The 17,065-nt window shown below is 55.5% G+C and carries 17 protein-coding genes; 9 read left to right on the top strand and 8 right to left on the bottom strand.

Going from position 1 to position 17,065, the window contains the following annotated elements; translation table 11 throughout:
• Positions 1 to 2 precede the first annotated feature (2 nt).
• Positions 3 to 1,190 (bottom strand): radical SAM family heme chaperone HemW, encoded by a 1,188-nt coding sequence (gene hemW, locus Q1K07_RS03240; protein WP_300307750.1) that lies wholly within the window; start codon positions 1,188 to 1,190, stop codon positions 3 to 5.
• A 28-nt stretch (positions 1,191 to 1,218) separates the two neighbouring features.
• A complete protein-coding gene (gene rdgB / locus Q1K07_RS03235) occupies positions 1,219 to 1,842 on the bottom strand; it encodes an RdgB/HAM1 family non-canonical purine NTP pyrophosphatase (RefSeq protein ID WP_300307747.1) in 624 nt (207 codons plus the stop codon).
• Positions 1,843 to 2,182: 340 nt separating this feature from the next.
• On the opposite strand from rdgB, the gene Q1K07_RS03230 reads away from it, so the two are divergent.
• Positions 2,183 to 2,857 carry a LuxR C-terminal-related transcriptional regulator gene (locus Q1K07_RS03230; RefSeq protein ID WP_300307744.1) on the top strand — a complete coding sequence of 225 codons (675 nt, stop codon included), beginning with the start codon at positions 2,183 to 2,185 and terminating at the stop codon, positions 2,855 to 2,857.
• Between the two features lie 144 nt (positions 2,858 to 3,001).
• Here Q1K07_RS03230 and Q1K07_RS03225 read toward each other — a convergent pair whose 3' ends face one another.
• Genes Q1K07_RS03225 through Q1K07_RS03205 form a run of 5 tightly spaced genes read right to left on the bottom strand, consistent with a single transcriptional unit; the run spans position 3,002 to position 8,836 of the window.
• On the bottom strand, positions 3,002 to 4,243 hold the full coding sequence (locus Q1K07_RS03225; protein WP_300307741.1) for a bifunctional aminoglycoside phosphotransferase/ATP-binding protein: 1,242 nt from the start codon (positions 4,241 to 4,243) through the stop codon (positions 3,002 to 3,004).
• An 18-nt stretch (positions 4,244 to 4,261) separates the two neighbouring features.
• The gene (hemL, locus tag Q1K07_RS03220; protein WP_300307738.1) at positions 4,262 to 5,548 is read right to left on the bottom strand and encodes a glutamate-1-semialdehyde 2,1-aminomutase; all 1,287 of its coding nucleotides are present in this window, start codon (positions 5,546 to 5,548) and stop codon (positions 4,262 to 4,264) included.
• Between the two features lie 55 nt (positions 5,549 to 5,603).
• Positions 5,604 to 6,440: a hydroxymethylpyrimidine/phosphomethylpyrimidine kinase gene (locus Q1K07_RS03215; protein ID WP_300307734.1), complete on the bottom strand. Its 837-nt coding sequence runs from the start codon at positions 6,438 to 6,440 to the stop codon at positions 5,604 to 5,606.
• Positions 6,441 to 6,451: 11 nt separating this feature from the next.
• Positions 6,452 to 6,883: a protoporphyrinogen oxidase HemJ gene (hemJ, locus tag Q1K07_RS03210; protein ID WP_300307731.1), complete on the bottom strand. Its 432-nt coding sequence runs from the start codon at positions 6,881 to 6,883 to the stop codon at positions 6,452 to 6,454.
• A 9-nt stretch (positions 6,884 to 6,892) separates the two neighbouring features.
• Positions 6,893 to 8,836 carry a chloride channel protein gene (locus Q1K07_RS03205; protein ID WP_300307728.1) on the bottom strand — a complete coding sequence of 648 codons (1,944 nt, stop codon included), beginning with the start codon at positions 8,834 to 8,836 and terminating at the stop codon, positions 6,893 to 6,895.
• 96 nt (positions 8,837 to 8,932) lie between these two features.
• On the opposite strand from Q1K07_RS03205, the gene argC reads away from it, so the two are divergent.
• Positions 8,933 to 9,967 carry an N-acetyl-gamma-glutamyl-phosphate reductase gene (argC, locus tag Q1K07_RS03200; RefSeq protein ID WP_300307725.1) on the top strand — a complete coding sequence of 345 codons (1,035 nt, stop codon included), beginning with the start codon at positions 8,933 to 8,935 and terminating at the stop codon, positions 9,965 to 9,967.
• Here the strand turns inward: argC and Q1K07_RS03195 are convergent.
• Complete coding sequence (locus tag Q1K07_RS03195; protein ID WP_300307722.1) at positions 9,957 to 10,079, bottom strand: hypothetical protein; 123 nt, start codon at positions 10,077 to 10,079, stop codon at positions 9,957 to 9,959. The two genes, argC and Q1K07_RS03195, sit on opposite strands and share 11 nt — an antisense overlap.
• A 23-nt stretch (positions 10,080 to 10,102) precedes the next feature.
• Here Q1K07_RS03195 and erpA point away from each other — a divergent pair, with 23 nt between their 5' ends.
• The 7 genes from erpA to Q1K07_RS03160 all read left to right on the top strand — a co-directional run bounded on the left by erpA (position 10,103) and on the right by Q1K07_RS03160 (position 17,062).
• Entirely contained in the window at positions 10,103 to 10,456 is a 354-nt protein-coding gene (gene erpA / locus Q1K07_RS03190; protein WP_300307719.1) for an iron-sulfur cluster insertion protein ErpA, read from the top strand.
• A 142-nt stretch (positions 10,457 to 10,598) separates the two neighbouring features.
• A complete protein-coding gene (locus tag Q1K07_RS03185; protein WP_300307716.1) occupies positions 10,599 to 11,354 on the top strand; it encodes a transporter substrate-binding domain-containing protein in 756 nt (251 codons plus the stop codon).
• A gap of 118 nt (positions 11,355 to 11,472) precedes the next feature.
• Positions 11,473 to 12,141 carry an amino acid ABC transporter permease gene (locus tag Q1K07_RS03180; protein ID WP_300307713.1) on the top strand — a complete coding sequence of 223 codons (669 nt, stop codon included), beginning with the start codon at positions 11,473 to 11,475 and terminating at the stop codon, positions 12,139 to 12,141.
• A gap of 49 nt (positions 12,142 to 12,190) precedes the next feature.
• Positions 12,191 to 12,979, top strand: coding sequence for an amino acid ABC transporter ATP-binding protein (locus tag Q1K07_RS03175; RefSeq protein ID WP_300307710.1), 789 nt, complete (start codon positions 12,191 to 12,193; stop codon positions 12,977 to 12,979).
• 562 nt (positions 12,980 to 13,541) lie between these two features.
• On the top strand, positions 13,542 to 15,455 hold the full coding sequence (gene mnmG / locus Q1K07_RS03170) for a tRNA uridine-5-carboxymethylaminomethyl(34) synthesis enzyme MnmG (protein WP_300307707.1): 1,914 nt from the start codon (positions 13,542 to 13,544) through the stop codon (positions 15,453 to 15,455).
• The gene (rsmG, locus tag Q1K07_RS03165) at positions 15,452 to 16,111 is read left to right on the top strand and encodes a 16S rRNA (guanine(527)-N(7))-methyltransferase RsmG (protein ID WP_300307704.1); all 660 of its coding nucleotides are present in this window, start codon (positions 15,452 to 15,454) and stop codon (positions 16,109 to 16,111) included. The genes mnmG and rsmG overlap by 4 nt, the downstream gene beginning before the upstream one ends.
• 180 nt (positions 16,112 to 16,291) lie before the next feature.
• On the top strand, positions 16,292 to 17,062 hold the full coding sequence (locus tag Q1K07_RS03160; protein ID WP_300307701.1) for a ParA family protein: 771 nt from the start codon (positions 16,292 to 16,294) through the stop codon (positions 17,060 to 17,062).
• Positions 17,063 to 17,065: the final 3 nt, after the last annotated feature.

Here is a 17,065-nt window from a genome sequence, read left to right as displayed (position 1 = left end):
GATTATTCATCCTCAGAGAGCAGCGCAAGAAGGTCGTTCAAGAATAATAGACCTTGAGGCGTAGCTTGCAGTCTCTCGCGGTCTTGCACAAGAAGTCCTTTTTCTCTCGCTACATGGAGACACTTTTCCAGCTCACCCTGCGGCCGGCCGGTATGTGCCTGCCAAGTGGACAGTGCCACTCCATCGACCAGACGCAAGGCATTCATGGCGAACTCGATCAAGATGTCATCGTCACCGATGGTTCGAGCCCCGGCAACGAAACCACGAGGGTCCTGCAGACGGCGCAGGTAGGCATCAGGCTGGCGGGTCTTCCAGCGCCGCTCGATGTACAGTCTGTCGGCATCCCATCGGCTCAGCTTGGCATGGGCTCCAGCGCCGATGCCTAGGTAGTCGCCAAAATTCCAGTAATTGAGATTATGCCGGGCATGCCGCCCGGGCCGGGTATAAGCGGAAATCTCATAACGACGCAGACCTGCCTGCTCCAGGCGGGCATGTCCCAGGTCCTGTATATCCCACAAAATCTCATCATCGGGTAATACTGGCGGATGGGAATGGAACTCGGTGTTGGGCTCCACCGTCAGTTGATACCAGGACAGGTGCTCTGGTGCCAGTTCCAGAGCCTGGTCAAGATCGGCCAGGGCAGACTCTGGCGTCTGCCCTGGCAAACCATGCATCAGGTCCAGGTTGATATTATCGAAACCGGCCTCGCGCGCCTCGGCCACTGCCAGCAATGCATCATCCCCATCATGAATGCGTCCAAGCGCTTTCAGTTGAGCATCCTGAAAGCTCTGCACTCCCAACGACAGACGATTGATACCCGCCTCGCGATAGGCCGCAAAGCGTCCGCGCTCCAAAGTCCCGGGGTTGGCTTCCAGGGTAATCTCGATATCGTCGCTAAAGGGGATCCGCTGCGCGACTGCCGCCAATAATCGACGATAGAAATCCCCCGACATCAGGCTCGGCGTCCCTCCACCGATAAAGATGCTGCGCAAGTGGCGATTGCCTGCCAACGCCATGTCGGCCTCGAGATCAGCAATCAGTGCGGCCAGATAGTCCTGCTCCGGTAACGCCTCCCGGCCCTTGCCGTCAGAACGCCCGATACCATGGGAATTGAAATCACAATAAGGGCACTTGCGCACGCACCAAGGTACGTGAACATACAAAGCCAGAGGGGGGAGGGTAGCGTTCATTGCCTGATCATCGCACATTATCCGGCCATCACAGAGCGGAGATACCTTCGAGGCGCGACAGTAGTGTCGCCATTGCACGCCCTCGATGACTGAGACGATTTTTTTCTTCACCGCTGAGCTCAGCCGCTGTCATGCCACTCTCCGGTATCCAGAACAAGGGATCATAGCCAAAACCACCATCACCACGCGGGTGAGCAAGAATTTCGCCATGCCAATGTTCCTGAACAATCAGCGGAACAGGATCCTCGGCGTGGCGCAGCAATACCAGCACACACCAGTAACTGGCACCACGTTGCCCCTCCGGCACATCACGCAGTGCATCGAGCAACTTGGCATTGTTGCGCTCATCGCTCTTCGGTTCGCCGGCATAACGCGCGGAATAGATACCTGGCTGGCCCCCCAATGCGTCTACCGCCAGACCAGAGTCATCTGCCAATGCGGGGCGCCCACTGATACGGCAGGCTTCACGAGCCTTGAGCAAGGCATTCTCGACGAAAGTGGCCCCGGTTTCATCGACTTCGGGAACATTGAATTCAGACTGAGCTCGAACATCTATACCCAGAGGGCGGAGCAGGGCCGAGAGTTCTTTCAGCTTGCCCGCATTGCCGCTGGCCAGGACAAGTTCTGTGGAAGAGGGAAAGGATTGGGACATGAGAGCGCTTTCTTGGAATGACCGGTGGATGATGCCGACGGCAGAACGCCTCGGCTGGCGATACTTTAGCATGCCTCTCCGTTGTCCCGCGCAAGTCTCGATATTGACATTCCCTCATGACTTGAATAGAGGAGAGATTCATCAGCATGCTAATTCTTTAGAATCAAAGCATAAGAACTAGAATATTCATCATTAAGGATAGATTTTTCCTAATGGCACTGTGAATTGGTTACATAATCTTACACAATGACCAAGGAAGGTCCAGAATGATCCTCTCTTCCCCCTGTGTCAGACCATCCCTGACAGGCGGAGATCGTAGGATGGTAAGGAGGCGGCTGAGATGAATGACACTACTGCGCAGATCGTACTGGTAACGGACCACAATCCCCAGTCACTGCTGTTCATCAACTACATTCAGGAGCAGTTCCACTGCCCTGTATCCATCGCAGCACCTATAGATGTTCTTGATGCCAATGCGGCCACCAGGACACTGGTACTGATGGATGCTGATCATGTTGATGACAATGCCATGCAGCATTGGCAGGACCAGGTGGCCCAGAGCATTGAATTGATTCTCACGGCCTTCAACCTGCGTGATGAGGAACATGCTCTGGAGGTTCTCTCCTTCATGCATCTGCGCGGTGTTTTCTATCGTCAGGACAGCCTGGAGCGTATCTGCAAGGGAATTTCCCGACTGTTCGAAAGCGATGAGCTGTGGATGTCCCGGCCACTGATGACCCGTCTGATCGAGTTCTCCCGGCGCCAGCAGTTGAATGCCTATCGTCCTGCCTGTGGCCTGACGCAGCGGGAGATGGAGATCATCGGGCTGCTTGGCTCGGGAGCCTCCAACATGGAAATCGCCGAACGCCTGTGTGTCAGCGAACACACCGTGAAGTCTCATCTTTACAATGTGTTCAAGAAAATCCGTGTCAGCAACCGGCTTCAAGCCGTCAACTGGGCCCGCCAAAACCTGGGAACACCACCTCCGCGCCACCACACCAGCACTGGCAGTTGACGGATAGGGCTTGAACCATCTCCATCTCATCGATGGTTCGAGTATGGATGACGACAGTGTTCTTGGAACAATGACTTATCCACAGGCATAAGAAAACCGGGATCCCAGATCCCGGTTTCTTGTGTGCACGTCAACGTCATGCGATCACAGCATACGAATGTGCTCTTCGATCAGACTGGCCAGTGTTTCGGCCGCATTATTGGCCGTACTGTCGAGATGCACCAGATGCAGACGCTCTTCTTCAGTGAAAGCTTCGAAGGAATCCTGCTGAGCAGCAAGTACTGCAAGACTCAACGATTCATTCTTCTGATTGCGGCGGGCACGCTTGCTGATACGCTGACGTAGCGTCTCTTCATCAGCCTCGAAACTGACAATCAATACTGGCAGGCCCCTGGCTTCCGCCTGCCAGCGCAGCAGATCACGCTGCTTGCGTTCAAGGAAAGTCCCATCGACACACACCATGAACCCTGCATCCAGCAGGATACCGGCACAGGCGGCCAGGCGCTGGTATGTCTTTTCGGTAGCTTCACGACTATAGATATCCACAGACGTATGCGAATCACGCTCCAGTGGATTCAGTCCATGCAAGGCAAGACGCTGCGAGTCGGAACTCAAGCGCACAGCCCCAAGACGCCCGACAATGGCTTTCGTGAACCGACTCTTACCGCTACCGGATACTCCCACACCGATGATCAAGGGAGGAAAACGGAATTCTGCGTGTCGCTCGGCCAACCCAAGGTAACGGCGAAACGTCTTCATGGTTTCTGCCGCCAGGGACGGGCGCTCATTGCCGCCAGCCTGACGCCGTTGCAGCGCACGACGCATTCCGGCCATGGCTTCCACCACTTGAAGAACTGTCAGCACTCGTGCCAGTTCATAATCGCCACTGCGCCGCAGATAGCCATCCAGCGCCTGATGAGACAAGCTCATCTCATTTCTCAATTCCAGCTCGACACGCAGGCTGGCCAAATCATGTCCTGGATCGGCCAGGACAGGATAGTCAAAAGGCTCAGGATCCTGAGCGGCACTCTGAGTGATGACCAGGCGACCATTGTCGGTCAACCTCACATCGGCATATTCCATGTACCAACGGCTGGGACGCAAACGATCGCGACGGGCCTCGATAATCGGCGCCAAGCGCTGAAGGTCCTGGTCGAGCCATTGTTTCAAGGCAGCCAAGCGCTGCACATCATCCTCAGTCGTGAGCAGGGCACTGCACACAGCATATTCGGACTCGATACGCTGCTGCAGAACCTCCATGGGATCGGGCAGTTCTGCATCTGGCTCCATGGGTTCGGCATGGAACCCGGCCACCGCATCCAGCAGTTCATCAAGGGTGAAGGGGTCCAGAATGGTTTCCTTCACTGAGGCGTCATTGCCAGTCATGGTGGGCTCCTGTCAGACCTAAGACGTCATTTGAGCAAAGGCATGCTCAGCAGCATCCAGCGTCACCTGAATGTCTTCTGGAGTATGGGCGCTGGACATGAAGCCTGCCTCATAGGCAGACGGCGCCAGATATACTCCACGATCAAGCATGGCAGTGAAGAAGCGGCGGAACGCTTCATCATCACAGGCAATGGCCTGAGCAAAATTGTCGACCCGACTCTGGGCAGTGAAGAACACACCAAACATGCCTCCGGCACGCTGAGTGATCATATCGATACCGGCTGCCTGAGCTCGCGCCTCTAGACCATTACACAAGGTATCGACCCGCTGTGCCAGCGCATCATGGAAACCAGGCTGTCTCACCTTGTTCAATAACGCGACACCAGCGGCCATGGCCAGGGGATTACCGGACAGGGTACCCGCTTGGTATACCGGCCCCAGCGGCGACAGTTCAGACATGATCTCGCGACGGCCGCCGAAGGCGCCGACCGGCATACCACCGCCAACGATCTTGCCCAGGCAAGTCAGGTCAGGATCGACGCCGAAATAGGTCTGAGCTCCCCCGAGAGCTACCCGAAAGCCCGTCATTACCTCATCAAAGATCAGTATGCTTTCATAGCGATCACAGACCTTGCGCAGGGTTTGCAGGAATCCTGGCTGAGGGGGAATACAATTCATGTTGCCCGCCACAGGCTCAACGATAATGCATGCGATCTGGCTGCCAACTTCCTCGAAACACTGCTCGACAGCATCGATATCATTGAAAGAGAGTGTGATGGTGTGGTCTGCCAGAGAAGCAGGCACCCCAGGCGAGCTTGGCTCACCATGGGTAAGCGCTCCAGAGCCGGCTTTCACCAGCAGCGAGTCACTATGGCCATGGTAGCAACCTTCGAACTTCACGATCTTGTCGCGACCGGTATACCCCCTGGCCAGTCGAATCGCTGACATGGTGGCTTCAGTACCGGAGTTGACCATGCGTACCATTTCGATGTTGGGCATGATCTCGCAGATGAGGTCCGCCATGGTGGTTTCCACGGCCGTCGGAGTACCGAAGGATAGCCCCTTGTCGAGGCTTTCACGCACGGCGGCAAGTACTTCGGGATCAGCATGACCGGTAATCATCGGCCCCCAGGAGCCGACATAGTCGACATAGCGCTTGCCCTCCACATCATACAGGTAGGCTCCCTTGGCATGCTCCATGAACACGGGAGGGCGGTGCATCCCCTTGAAGGCTCGTACCGGTGAATTGACCCCCCCTGGAATATGCCGACAAGCCTGTTCGAAGAGCTCAGCAGATGTGGTCATGAAAACCTCTTTGTGGATAACTCTGTGAAAAGCACGGGATAATTCTTTGGCCTCATCATAACCCGACCTCGTCCATGGAAAAGCATGGAGCAGGCATCTGCCACAAACGACGAGGCAGGTATTGCCCGCTGCCAGCCTGCCAGCCGTGGGCCAACGCTTGCCAGGTAAACACCTGGGCCTGTTCACAGGCCCGAATCAGGGATTCACCCGCGGCCAAGCGTGTAGCCAGCGCAGACGCCAGGGTACAACCAGAGCCATGGTAGCGGCCATCGAGACGCGGCCAGGTCCATTGACGATCCACATCAGGTGCATGCAGCGTGTGGGCTACCTTGTCCTTCGCCACCTGCTCCAGAGGCTCATCGGTCCCCGTCACCAACAGGGCCTGACAGCCTTGGCGCATCAAGCTCACCGCACGCTCGGTATCGTCGTGATAATCCTTTCCAGCCAGACGCGCCAATTCGTGCCGATTGGGTGTCAGGATGTCGACCCAAGGCAACAAGCGCTCGCAATAAGCATCGATCAGTTCCTGAGTTGCCAGATCGCAGCCACCTCCAGCGCGCAATACCGGGTCTGCCACGACAGGAATGCCCGGGCGAGTACGTACGACATCGACCACCGCATCCAGCACGTCAATATCAGCAATCAATCCTATCTTGATGGCAGACACCGGAATGGCCTCCAGTGCCGCAGCAGCCTGCAGAATACCTTCTGCGGGTACCGGCGAAACCGCCAATACATTATCGCAGTCCTGTACGGTCAGAGCGGTCGGAATCGTCAAGGCCCAACCACCGCAAGCAGAGACGCTTTCGGAGTCTGCAATAATCCCTGCTCCTCCCGTGGGATCATGTCCGGCCAATACCAGGACCCCGGGTAGGTTGGGTTGCCAGTTCATGTTAAGAGCAGTCAAAACGGCTTCACCACAACAAGGATGACAATAGCCACCAGCATTAAAACCGGTAACTCATTGAATATACGAAAAAACTTGTGGCTTCGCTGGCAGCGATCTTCCGCTAGTTGCTTCATGTAGATCAAGCAGACGTGATGATAGGCAATCAGCAGCAGGACAGCGAAAAGCTTGGCATGCAACCAGCCCATATGTAGCCATGCCGGATTGAGCCATAGTAGAGCGATCCCAAGGAGCAGAGACACCACCATGGAGGGCGTCATGATGCCGCGATAGAGCTTGCGCTCCATGACCTTGAAAGTGTCCATGCTGGTGTATTCGCCTTTGTCCCGAGCCATGGCGTGATACACGAACAGACGGGGCAGATAGAACAGGGCAGCAAACCAAGCTACCACGGCCATCAGGTGAAAAGCTTTTATCCACAGGTACATACTGGCTCCTCAGGCTGTGGATGAATCAGAAATGCGATAGTACGCCTCGATTGCCTCTCGAGTGATGATACCGGAAATTCTCTTCTGCCTAGCATGATAACCGTGCTCTACGTATAGCCCATCTACCTTGCGTTCATTGAGTACAATCAAAGCCTCCGACAGTGTTGCCTGCAGAGAGATGGCTGCCAGGTCCATACGGTGCCCAGGGATTTCCAGCAGATCCAACGTCTCGGCCTCGCTGTCCTTGCTCTCGTCGCCTTCCCCATCTTCGGCACGCTCCTGATTCCCACTCCTATCTTCGCTCTCATCGTGAGAGACAATGTCCATGATCTCCTCATCCTCCGCAGATGTCAGGGGCGGCCTGGCCTTTTCTCTGGAATCCTTCTTCTGCCCATGTCCCTGCTCAGAAGAAGGGATGGCATGCTTGTTTTCCAGCTCCATCAACCATAGCGCCAGATCTGCCGCTTTCAGTGCCAAGGTAGGCTTGTCATCAGTGGAACGCTCGATCAGGATCCACATGGGATTGCTTTCAAGCAAAGACTTGGCCTGCCCCCTGTCGATCCGACGCCGGGTGCGCACAATGCTGCGTTCCATGACCGCAGGCACCGATACTCGAGACAAAGCCTGCATCAAAGGGTGTTGCAACGGATGCATGCCCTTGCGCTTGATGTTGATAAATATCCCATCACAACGACACAGTTGACGTGTCGTAAGCCCAGAAACCACCACAGCCAACATGCCAGGCAAGAGAATATGCGGATGGTGTGTCAATTCAAGCAACGCCATCAGTGCTGCCAAAGGTGCCTGCAATACGGCTCCCATCATCGCCGCCATGCCGATCATGGCGAAGAGCCCGGGATCGGCAGCTTTACCCGGCCATAGCCAGACGCCAAACAGCCCCATCAGTGCCCCGGCAGCAGCGCCTATCACTAGTACTGGCCCTATGATGCTCACCGGTACACCACAAGCCACAGAGAAGGCCGTGAGCAACAGCTTGCCTAACGCCAAGGCTACCAATACATCCACGGTCAATTTGCCAAACAAGGCATCAGAAAGGCTGTCATAGCCAATCCCCTGTACCTGGGGATAACTCCAGGCCAATGCAGCAGCCATCGCTGCCACCAGGGCAAAGCGCAACCACATGGGCAAGCTGGCAACGCGCGCACTGCGCGCGACATGCAGGAACAATCCTGCCAGGAGGCCTATGCCAAAGGCCATGATGACGATCCAGTAGAAATTGAACAGCGACCCCATCGCCAATTCGGGTACAGCGAAGGCTGGCTCAGAACCATAGACCAGCTGAGATATCACTGCGGCCATGCAAGCGGCCAGAATGACAGGCATGAAACCGACGATGGTGTATTCCATCATCACCACTTCCATGGCGAAGATGACCCCGGCAATCGGGGTATTGAAGGAGGCCGAAATGCCTGCCGCAGTGCCACAGGCCACCAAGACCCGAAGACTGTTATGCGGTAGCCTGAGCAGTTCCCCCATGCCGCTGGAAGCCGCTGCACCAAGATGAATCGCCGGTCCCTCTCGCCCCGCGGAAAGTCCCCCCATCACTGACAAGGCACCGATCCACCATTGGTTGATCCAGTTACGCATGGGAAAGCGTCCCTGATGGTCGGTCAATCGCTCGATGACATGGCCTACTCCCACCTTGCGAGCAGCAGCAGGTTGCCGCCAGAGCAGTATACCGATCACGAAGACCGCCAGGATCGGCAGCAGCACACGTACCGTTCTTGACAGTTGCTCGAAGGCTTCCGGATCGCCATGGGGCATGAAAACGACAGCTCCCAGCATCAGCAAGGAACGAAACAACACCATGAAGCTACCAGTGATCAATCCACTCAATACGCCTAGAACGCATAGCTGCGGAAGCGCGTCGACATTTGCCAATTGTCGACGGAAGGTATCAAGACTGAAGCCCGACAGACGGATACGTGGCACAGAACTTTCCTTGATCTAAGAACAAGAGTTTCCTTAAGCGGTGTTACCCTTGTGTATCATAGAGCGAATGATGTCCCCATATACAGGAGCACCCAAGTGATCAAGGTTGGAATTGTCGGCGGTACTGGCTATACCGGCGTCGAACTGCTCAGGCTTCTGGCACGTCACCCCCATGTCGAAGTCGAGGCCATCACCTCCCGAAGCGAGTCGGGCCTGGGGGTCTGCGATCTGTATCCCAACCTGCGTGGTCACTACGATGAACTGCGCTTCTCTGAGCCCGACCCGGTACGCCTGGGCAAGTGCGATGCCGTGTTCTTTGCCACGCCTCATGGCGTTGCTCATGCTCTGGCTGGAGAACTGCTGGAGCAGGGCACTCGTATCATCGACTTGTCAGCCGACTTCCGTATACGCGATGCGAAGCTTTGGGCTGAGTGGTACGGCCAGCCTCATGGCGCTCCTGAGTTGCTTGGGGAAGCTGTCTATGGCCTGCCTGAAGTCAATCGTGAACGTATCCGCTCTTCACGCCTGATCGCGGTTCCCGGCTGTTATCCCACTGCCGTGCAGCTCGGCTTCCTGCCATTGCTCGAGGCCGGCTTGATCGACCCACAACACCTGATCGCCGACTGCAAGTCCGGCGTCACAGGTGCCGGGCGAGGTGCCAAGGTACCATCTCTGTTGGCTGAAGCCAGTGAGTCCCTCAAGGCCTATGGTGCATCGGGGCACCGGCATCTACCGGAAATTCGTCAAGGCCTGGGAGATGCGGCTGGCAATGAAGTCGGTCTGACCTTTGTGCCTCACCTGACGCCGATGATCCGCGGTATTCACGCGACGCTGTATGGGCGTCTGACCAGTGAACCCGAAGACTTGCAGAAACACTTCGAAGAACGCTATGCCAATGAACCCTTTGTCGACGTGATGCCTCCCGGCAGTCACCCGGAAACGCGTAGCGTCAAGGGTGCCAACATGTGCCGCCTGGCCATTCACCGCCCTGGCGACGGCGATACCGTGATCGTGCTTTCAGTGATCGACAATCTGGTCAAGGGAGCTTCAGGTCAGGCTGTGCATAACTTGAACTTGATGTTTGGCTTCGATGAGACTGCAGGTCTCGATGCTCCGGCCATCATGCCCTGATCAAGCGATCACGCCGGGCCTGGCCGCCTCCTGTCGTCTGATAGGAGGCGATCAGCAGGATAAAGTTGACCAAATTAGTGGGAATTCCGGATAATACGGTGTTGATCGCCATTCACCGATTTCCGGAGCTCGACCATGAGCGGTGCCGAATCCTTCATTCCCACGCCTCTGATGCTGTCAGACAACGCACGTCGCCGCCTGCAGGCCCTCAAGGCCGATGAAGGCAACGACCGTCTTTCCCTGCGTGTCTACGTCACAGGAGGGGGGTGTTCTGGTTTTCAGTATGGCTTCGACGTAGCCGATGCCATCAATGACGATGATACCGAAATCCCTTTTGGCGATGTGTCACTGGTGATCGATCCCCTTTCCTACCAGTATCTTGTCGGCTCCACCATAGACTATGAAGAAGGCCTCGCAGGCGCACGCTTCCTGGTTCAGAACCCCAATGCCACCAGCACTTGTGGCTGCGGCGCCTCTTTCATGGTGTAAGCGAGTACTTACTTGCTGGCTTTCTGGCCTTGAAATGGCCACGATTTTCGCCCTATTGAAAATTTATGTAACTTGACCCTTTTATCTCAAGTCAGCCATGGTAGTTGGGGTATTCGACAATAACTCCAACAGGGGACCCCCCATGAAAACCGCACTGACTTCCACGGCTCTCGCAGCAGTGATGATGATCGCGGGCGCTGGCCTTGCACATTCCGAAACCCTGACCGTCGCCACTGATCCCAGCTTCGTCCCCTTCGAGATGATGGACCAGGAATCCGGCGAAATGGTTGGATTTGACATGGATATCATTGCGGAATTGAGCGAACGGGCCGGTTTCGACTACGAAGTCCGCACCATGGATTTCAATGGCATCATTCCCGCAGTTCAAACCGGTAACGTGGACATTGCCATTGCCGGTATCACGATCACCGATGAACGAGCCAAGATCGTCGACTTCTCCGATCCTTATTACGACAGTGGTCTACAAATCCTGGTCAAGGCCGACCAGGAGGATGTCACCAGCATAGATGACCTGTCAGGCATGCGCGTGGGCACCAAGATTGGCTCCACCAGCTTCGACTACCTGCAGGAAACGCTCGGAGAAACATCGACCATCACGCCTTACCCAGGCTCTGCTGACATGTACATGGCCTTGCTTGGCGGCAGTGTCGATGCCGTCTTCTATGATGCTCCCAATGTCGGCTACTTCTCCCAGACACGAGGCAAGGACAAGGTCAAGGTCGTAGGCCCTCTCTACGAGGGGCAGCAATACGGCATCGTCTTCACCAAGGACAGCGAATGGGTCAAGCCTGTCAACGAGGCCCTGGCGTCCATGAAGGAAGACGGTACCTACGACAGCATACACGCCAAGTGGTTTGGTTCCTCTGGCGACGAGTGATTCCACTCTCGTCACATCGAGGTTCTAACGTGATACCTGTGAAAGAAGCGAAAGGGCCGGATCATCATCCGGCCCTCTTTGCATTTTCCCTGACTCTACTGCTCGAGGGAGATCCTGAGTGAACTCCAACTTTACATTCGACTGGTCGGCAGCATTGTCCTCCATTCCCCATCTGCTGACAGGCATTCCCTATACACTGCTGATCTCCATCGTCGGTCTGGCCATCGGCTTCTTCATCGGCATCTTCTTTGGCCTGTTGCGAATATCTCCCAGTCGCTGGCTACGTGTTCCCGCCATCGTCTATATCGAAATATTCCGTGGCACTCCGGTGCTGGTCCAGGTCCTGTTCATCTTCTACGGCCTTTCCGACGTGATCGGTCACATTGGCCCGCTTACAGCCGGTATTGCTGCCATTGCCGTCAATTCCGGAGCCTATATCTCTGAAGTCGTGCGTGGAGGCATCCAATCCATCGAACGAGGTCAACGTGAGGCGGGCCTGTCTCTGGGCCTGTCGCGCTTGAATACCTTCCGTTACATCATCTGGCCCCAGGCTTTCCGACGCATGATTCCCGCATTGGGAAACCAAGGCATCATCAGCATCAAGGACACCTCTCTGTTCGCCGTCATAGGCGTAGGGGAGCTGGTTCGCCAAGGCCAGATCTATATTGCCACCACCTTCACTGCTCTGGAGGTATACCTGATGGTGGCTCTGATGTACCTGGCCATCACCTTAACCCTGTCCTTGCTCCTGCGTTTGCTGGAACGCAGGGGATTAGTCGGCCAATAACCCACTGGACCTCACTACTTCAACGGTCTCAACGACAGGACAACACGACATGAGTCATGCACTCAGCACTAGCGCAACAGCTCACAGAGACGGTGAATCCATCGTCAGACTGCGCAAATTGAACAAGTACTATGGTGCCCACCATGTATTGAAGAATATCGATCTCGACGTCAGCCACGGTGAAGTTGTCGTCATCATCGGCGCCAGTGGCTCCGGTAAATCCACTCTGATCCGCTGCATCAATGGCCTGGAAGAGTTCCAGCAAGGCCAGTTGCGTGTCGATGGCCACGACCTGCGGCCCTATGGCAAGGCCAGCCGTGCTCTGCAGACCATTCGCACGGAAGTTGGCATGGTGTTCCAGCAGTTCAACCTTTTTCCTCACCTTAACGTGCGCGACAACATCACCCTGGCTCCTACCAAGGTGAAAGGCATGGCTATGCCGCAGGCAATGGAAATTGCCGAACGGCTTCTGGATAGGGTTGGCATTCGCGACCAGGCGGACAAGTACCCCTCTCAGCTTTCAGGAGGCCAGCAGCAACGCGTCGCCCTGGCCCGGGCCTTGGCCATGGAACCGCGGCTGATGTTGTTTGATGAACCAACCTCGGCGCTGGATCCAGAGATGATAGGGGAAGTGCTTGATGCCATGCGCGAGCTGGCTCGGGATGGCATGACCATGATAATCGTTACCCATGAGATGGGGTTTGCCCGGGAAGTCGCCGACAGAGTGATCTATATCCACCAGGGTGAAATTGTCGAGCAGGGGCGCCCTGATGAAGTCTTCGACAACCCCCAGAATGAAAGAACACAATCCTTTCTTTCCCGGGTATTGAAACATTAGATGAAGTGTCGGCCCACTCTGGATTGAACGTGAAACCCACCTCTGCAGCCCCTCGATCCCCTGGCGAGATTATCGACAGGGGATTTTTTTGCCTGTGGATAAGAAAACCGGGATTATTCCTCCATCCCAGTTATCATGCGGGTTTCAGGCAAATTCGTCTCTTGTTCACCTCTGCGGTGACAAGTCCTCATGAGGTCGGTGGATAACTGGTGGACCCTATCGGATGTGGGTAACCAAGGGTTTCATCCACAGCATCAAGACAGGGAGTCCGCAGCTCATAGGCCTCTTCTCCAGAATTTTGTAAACAATTCATCTTTATGTTTTTAAATGGAAAAACTAGATTTTCCACAGAAATTACCCACAACAGTAGTAACTACCATAACAGAACTTCTTTCTTTTTATACGTATTGTTTAATTAGAGAGGAGAGGAACTGGCTAACCTGGGTGTGGAAAACCCTGACGTTTACCCACAAGGGGCGTATACTGGCCGGCTGATCTTCAGAACATCCCTGATGTACTATTAATTTTTGCGCTGGCGCCTGAGCGCCAAACGAGGTGAACCTTGGAGTATCCCGACCGCTTTGACGTCATCGTCATCGGCGGTGGCCATGCTGGAACGGAAGCTGCCCTGGCCTCTGCCCGCATGGGTTGCCAGACCCTGCTGCTGACACACAACATCGAAACCCTGGGCCAAATGTCCTGTAATCCTGCCATTGGCGGGATTGGCAAGAGTCACCTGGTCAAGGAGATCGATGCGCTTGGTGGTGCCATGGGTCTGGCAACGGACCTCGGGGGCATTCAGTTTCGTGTGCTCAATGCGCGCAAAGGACCTGCTGTACGTGCTACTCGGGCTCAAGCCGATCGCATTCGCTACAAGGCAGCCATTCGCCACATCCTGGAAAACCAGCCCAACCTGACGCTGTTCCAGCAGGCGGCTGGAGACCTGGTCGTTGAAAATGACACTGTGCGGGGCGTAGTCACTGAAACCGGCATCCGTTTCATGAGTGAAACCGTCGTGTTATGCACAGGGACCTTTCTCGGCGGGATTATCCACATCGGCCTGCAGCAGAGTCGGGGAGGCCGTGCTGGTGACCCGCCTTCCAATGCCTTGGCTGAGCGTCTGCGCGCACTGCCGTTCCGGGTCGATCGTCTGAAGACAGGGACTCCTCCTCGTATTGATGCCAAGAGCGTGGATTTCTCCAGGCTCGAGGAGCAGCCAGGGGATACTCCGACTCCGGTGATGTCCTATATCGGCTCGCGGGAGATGCATCCACGTCAGGTCAGTTGCCATATTGCTCACACCAATGAGCAGACTCACCAGATCATCTTCGATAACCTCGATCGTTCACCGATGTTTTCCGGTGTCATCGAAGGTGTCGGTCCGCGCTATTGCCCATCCATCGAGGACAAGGTGCATCGTTTTGCCGACAAGGCCAGCCATCAGGTGTTCATCGAACCTGAAGGCCTTGATACACATGAGCTATACCCAAATGGTATCTCTACGTCATTGCCATTTGATGTGCAGCTCAAGGTGGTACGTTCTATGGTGGGGCTGGAAAATGCGCACATTACCCGACCGGGTTATGCCATCGAGTACGACTTCTTCGATCCCCGTGATCTGAAGCATTCACTGGAAACCAGATTTATCCACAACCTGTTTTTCGCAGGGCAGATCAATGGCACTACAGGATACGAGGAAGCAGGAGCTCAAGGCCTGCTTGCTGGTCTCAATGCCGCCTTGCGTGCCAAGGAGCAGGATGCCTGGTGTCCACGTCGTGACGAAGCTTATCTCGGCGTGCTGGTGGATGACCTGATCACTCTCGGCACCAAAGAGCCTTACCGCATGTTCACGTCACGTGCGGAATACCGCTTGTTGCTGCGTGAGGACAATGCCGACATGCGACTGACGGAACAGGGTCGCAAACTGGGCTTGATCGATGATGAACGGTGGGCCAGTTTTTCTGCCAAACGCGAAGCGGTTGAAAGCGAGAGCGCACGTCTCAAGGCTTCCTGGGTTCAACCGGGAACGGCAGCGGCAGCCAAGGTTGAAGCAAGTACAGGAAAGCCTTTGTCTCGGGAATACAACCTGATGGACCTGCTCAAGCGACCGGAACTGGCCTACTACGATGTAGCTGGTCTGGTAGGAGAAGCTGTCGCTGACGAGCAAGTTGCCGAGCAAGTGCAGATCCAGGCCAAGTATCAGGGCTATATCGATCGTCAGCAGGACGAAATCGACAAACTCAAGCGCCATGAATCAATGGCCTTGCCCGGGGATCTGGATTACAACGCGATCGAAGGGTTGTCACATGAAATTCGCCAGAAGCTCAACGATGCCCGTCCTGCAACGTTGGCTCAGGCTGGACGCATTTCTGGTGTGACACCTGCTGCTGTTTCCATTCTTTTGATTTATTTGAAGAAACGTCATCTGATCAAGGAAGTGGCAACAACACCGAACAATGAGCAGGTGACCGGATGACGCCAGCTTTGACTTCTGCACTGGAACAACAGATCGCTGATCGCCTCGCTCAGGGGCTCGGGGAGCTGGAGGTTGCCTGTGATGCCGGCCAACAGGACAAGCTGGTGGCGTTGGTGGGGTTGTTACACAAGTGGAATCGCGCTTATAACCTCACTGCTGTTCGAGATCCGTTGGACATGGTGTCGCGGCATTTGCTCGATAGTGCTTCCATCCTGCCCTGGGTCAAGGGGCCGGGAGTTCTCGATGTTGGTGCGGGGCCTGGCCTTCCGGGATTGGTACTGGCCATTCTGGAGCCGTCTCTGCAGGTCACCCTGCTTGACAGCAATGGCAAGAAAGTACGCTTCCAGCGTCAGGCAGTCATGGAACTGGGATTGACCAATGCCTCGCCTGTTCAAGCCCGGGTCGAATCCTTCGAGGCGCCTCCTGGTGGTTTCGATCAGATTGTCTCCCGGGCTTTTGCCAACCTGTCAGATTTTATTGAACTGACCCGGAATCTTGTGGCTGACGATGGTCAATGGCTGGCGATGAAAGGGCCGGCCGTGGATGATGAACTGGCGGGGCTGGCCACCAATGTTCATCAGGTATCGCGTCATTCGCTGAAAGTCCCTTTCGAGCCCGGCAATCGTGAATTGGTCATTTTGGAACCATCAGTTTAGAAACAGGGAAGAAACATCTAGCGCTGGAACCTGACGCCTCAGGCCGCTAGTCTCTATCCCCAAGTTCCAGGTTTGGCATGAAAGGTCTCAGCGAGAGCAGACAATTTTCGTACAATGCCTGGCCAGAGGCCGAGCTGTTCGGCCATCTGTCGCCCGAGAACACCGAACAAGGATGACGACGTGACCAAAATCATCGCCGTGACCAACCAGAAGGGCGGAGTCGGAAAGACCACTTCTGCCGTCAACTTGGCTGCGAGTCTCGCGGCATTGGATCGTCGAGTGCTGATGGTCGATCTTGACCCTCAAGGCCATGCCACCATGGGGAGTGGGGTCGACAAGCATAGCCTGGATGGTAGCGTGCTTGACGTGATTCTCGGTGAGAAACGTCCTGTCGAGGTGATTCTCGACTGTCCTGAGGCCGGTTATGCCTTGATGCCTGGCAATGGTGACCTTACTGCAGCCGAAGTCGAACTGCTCGAGCGCGAAGATGGCCGAGAACGCAGTCTGGCTCAGGCGCTTGGTGAGGTCTCCAATGAGTATGACGTCGTATTGATCGATTGCCCGCCGTCACTCAATATGTTGACCGTCAATGCCCTGACTGCCGCCAATGGCGTACTGATTCCCCTGCAGTGTGAGTTCTATGCCCTCGAGGGCCTGTCCGCGTTGCTTGATACCGTCGAACAGATCAAGGATAGCGTGAACCCTTCTCTGGAGATCTACGGTATCCTGCGCACCATGTTCGATTCTCGTAACAGCCTTACGCGCGATGTCAGCAAGCAGCTGCGAGATTATTTCGGTGACGCACTGCTCAAGACCACGATTCCACGCAATGTGCGAGTCGCTGAAGCGCCCAGCCATGGTCTTCCAGTGACCAAGTACGCACGTTTCTCGCGGGGCAGTCAGGCTCATCGAGTGCTGGCCAAGGAACTGATTCGCCGGCTGTCTCTGTAGTAA

It is taken from the genome of Halomonas sp. (assembly GCF_029263665.1).
Taxonomy (GTDB): domain Bacteria; phylum Pseudomonadota; class Gammaproteobacteria; order Pseudomonadales; family Halomonadaceae; genus Halomonas.
The sequence above is the reverse complement of the archived record's forward strand: the minus strand, read 5'-3'. Positions and strand labels throughout refer to the sequence as shown.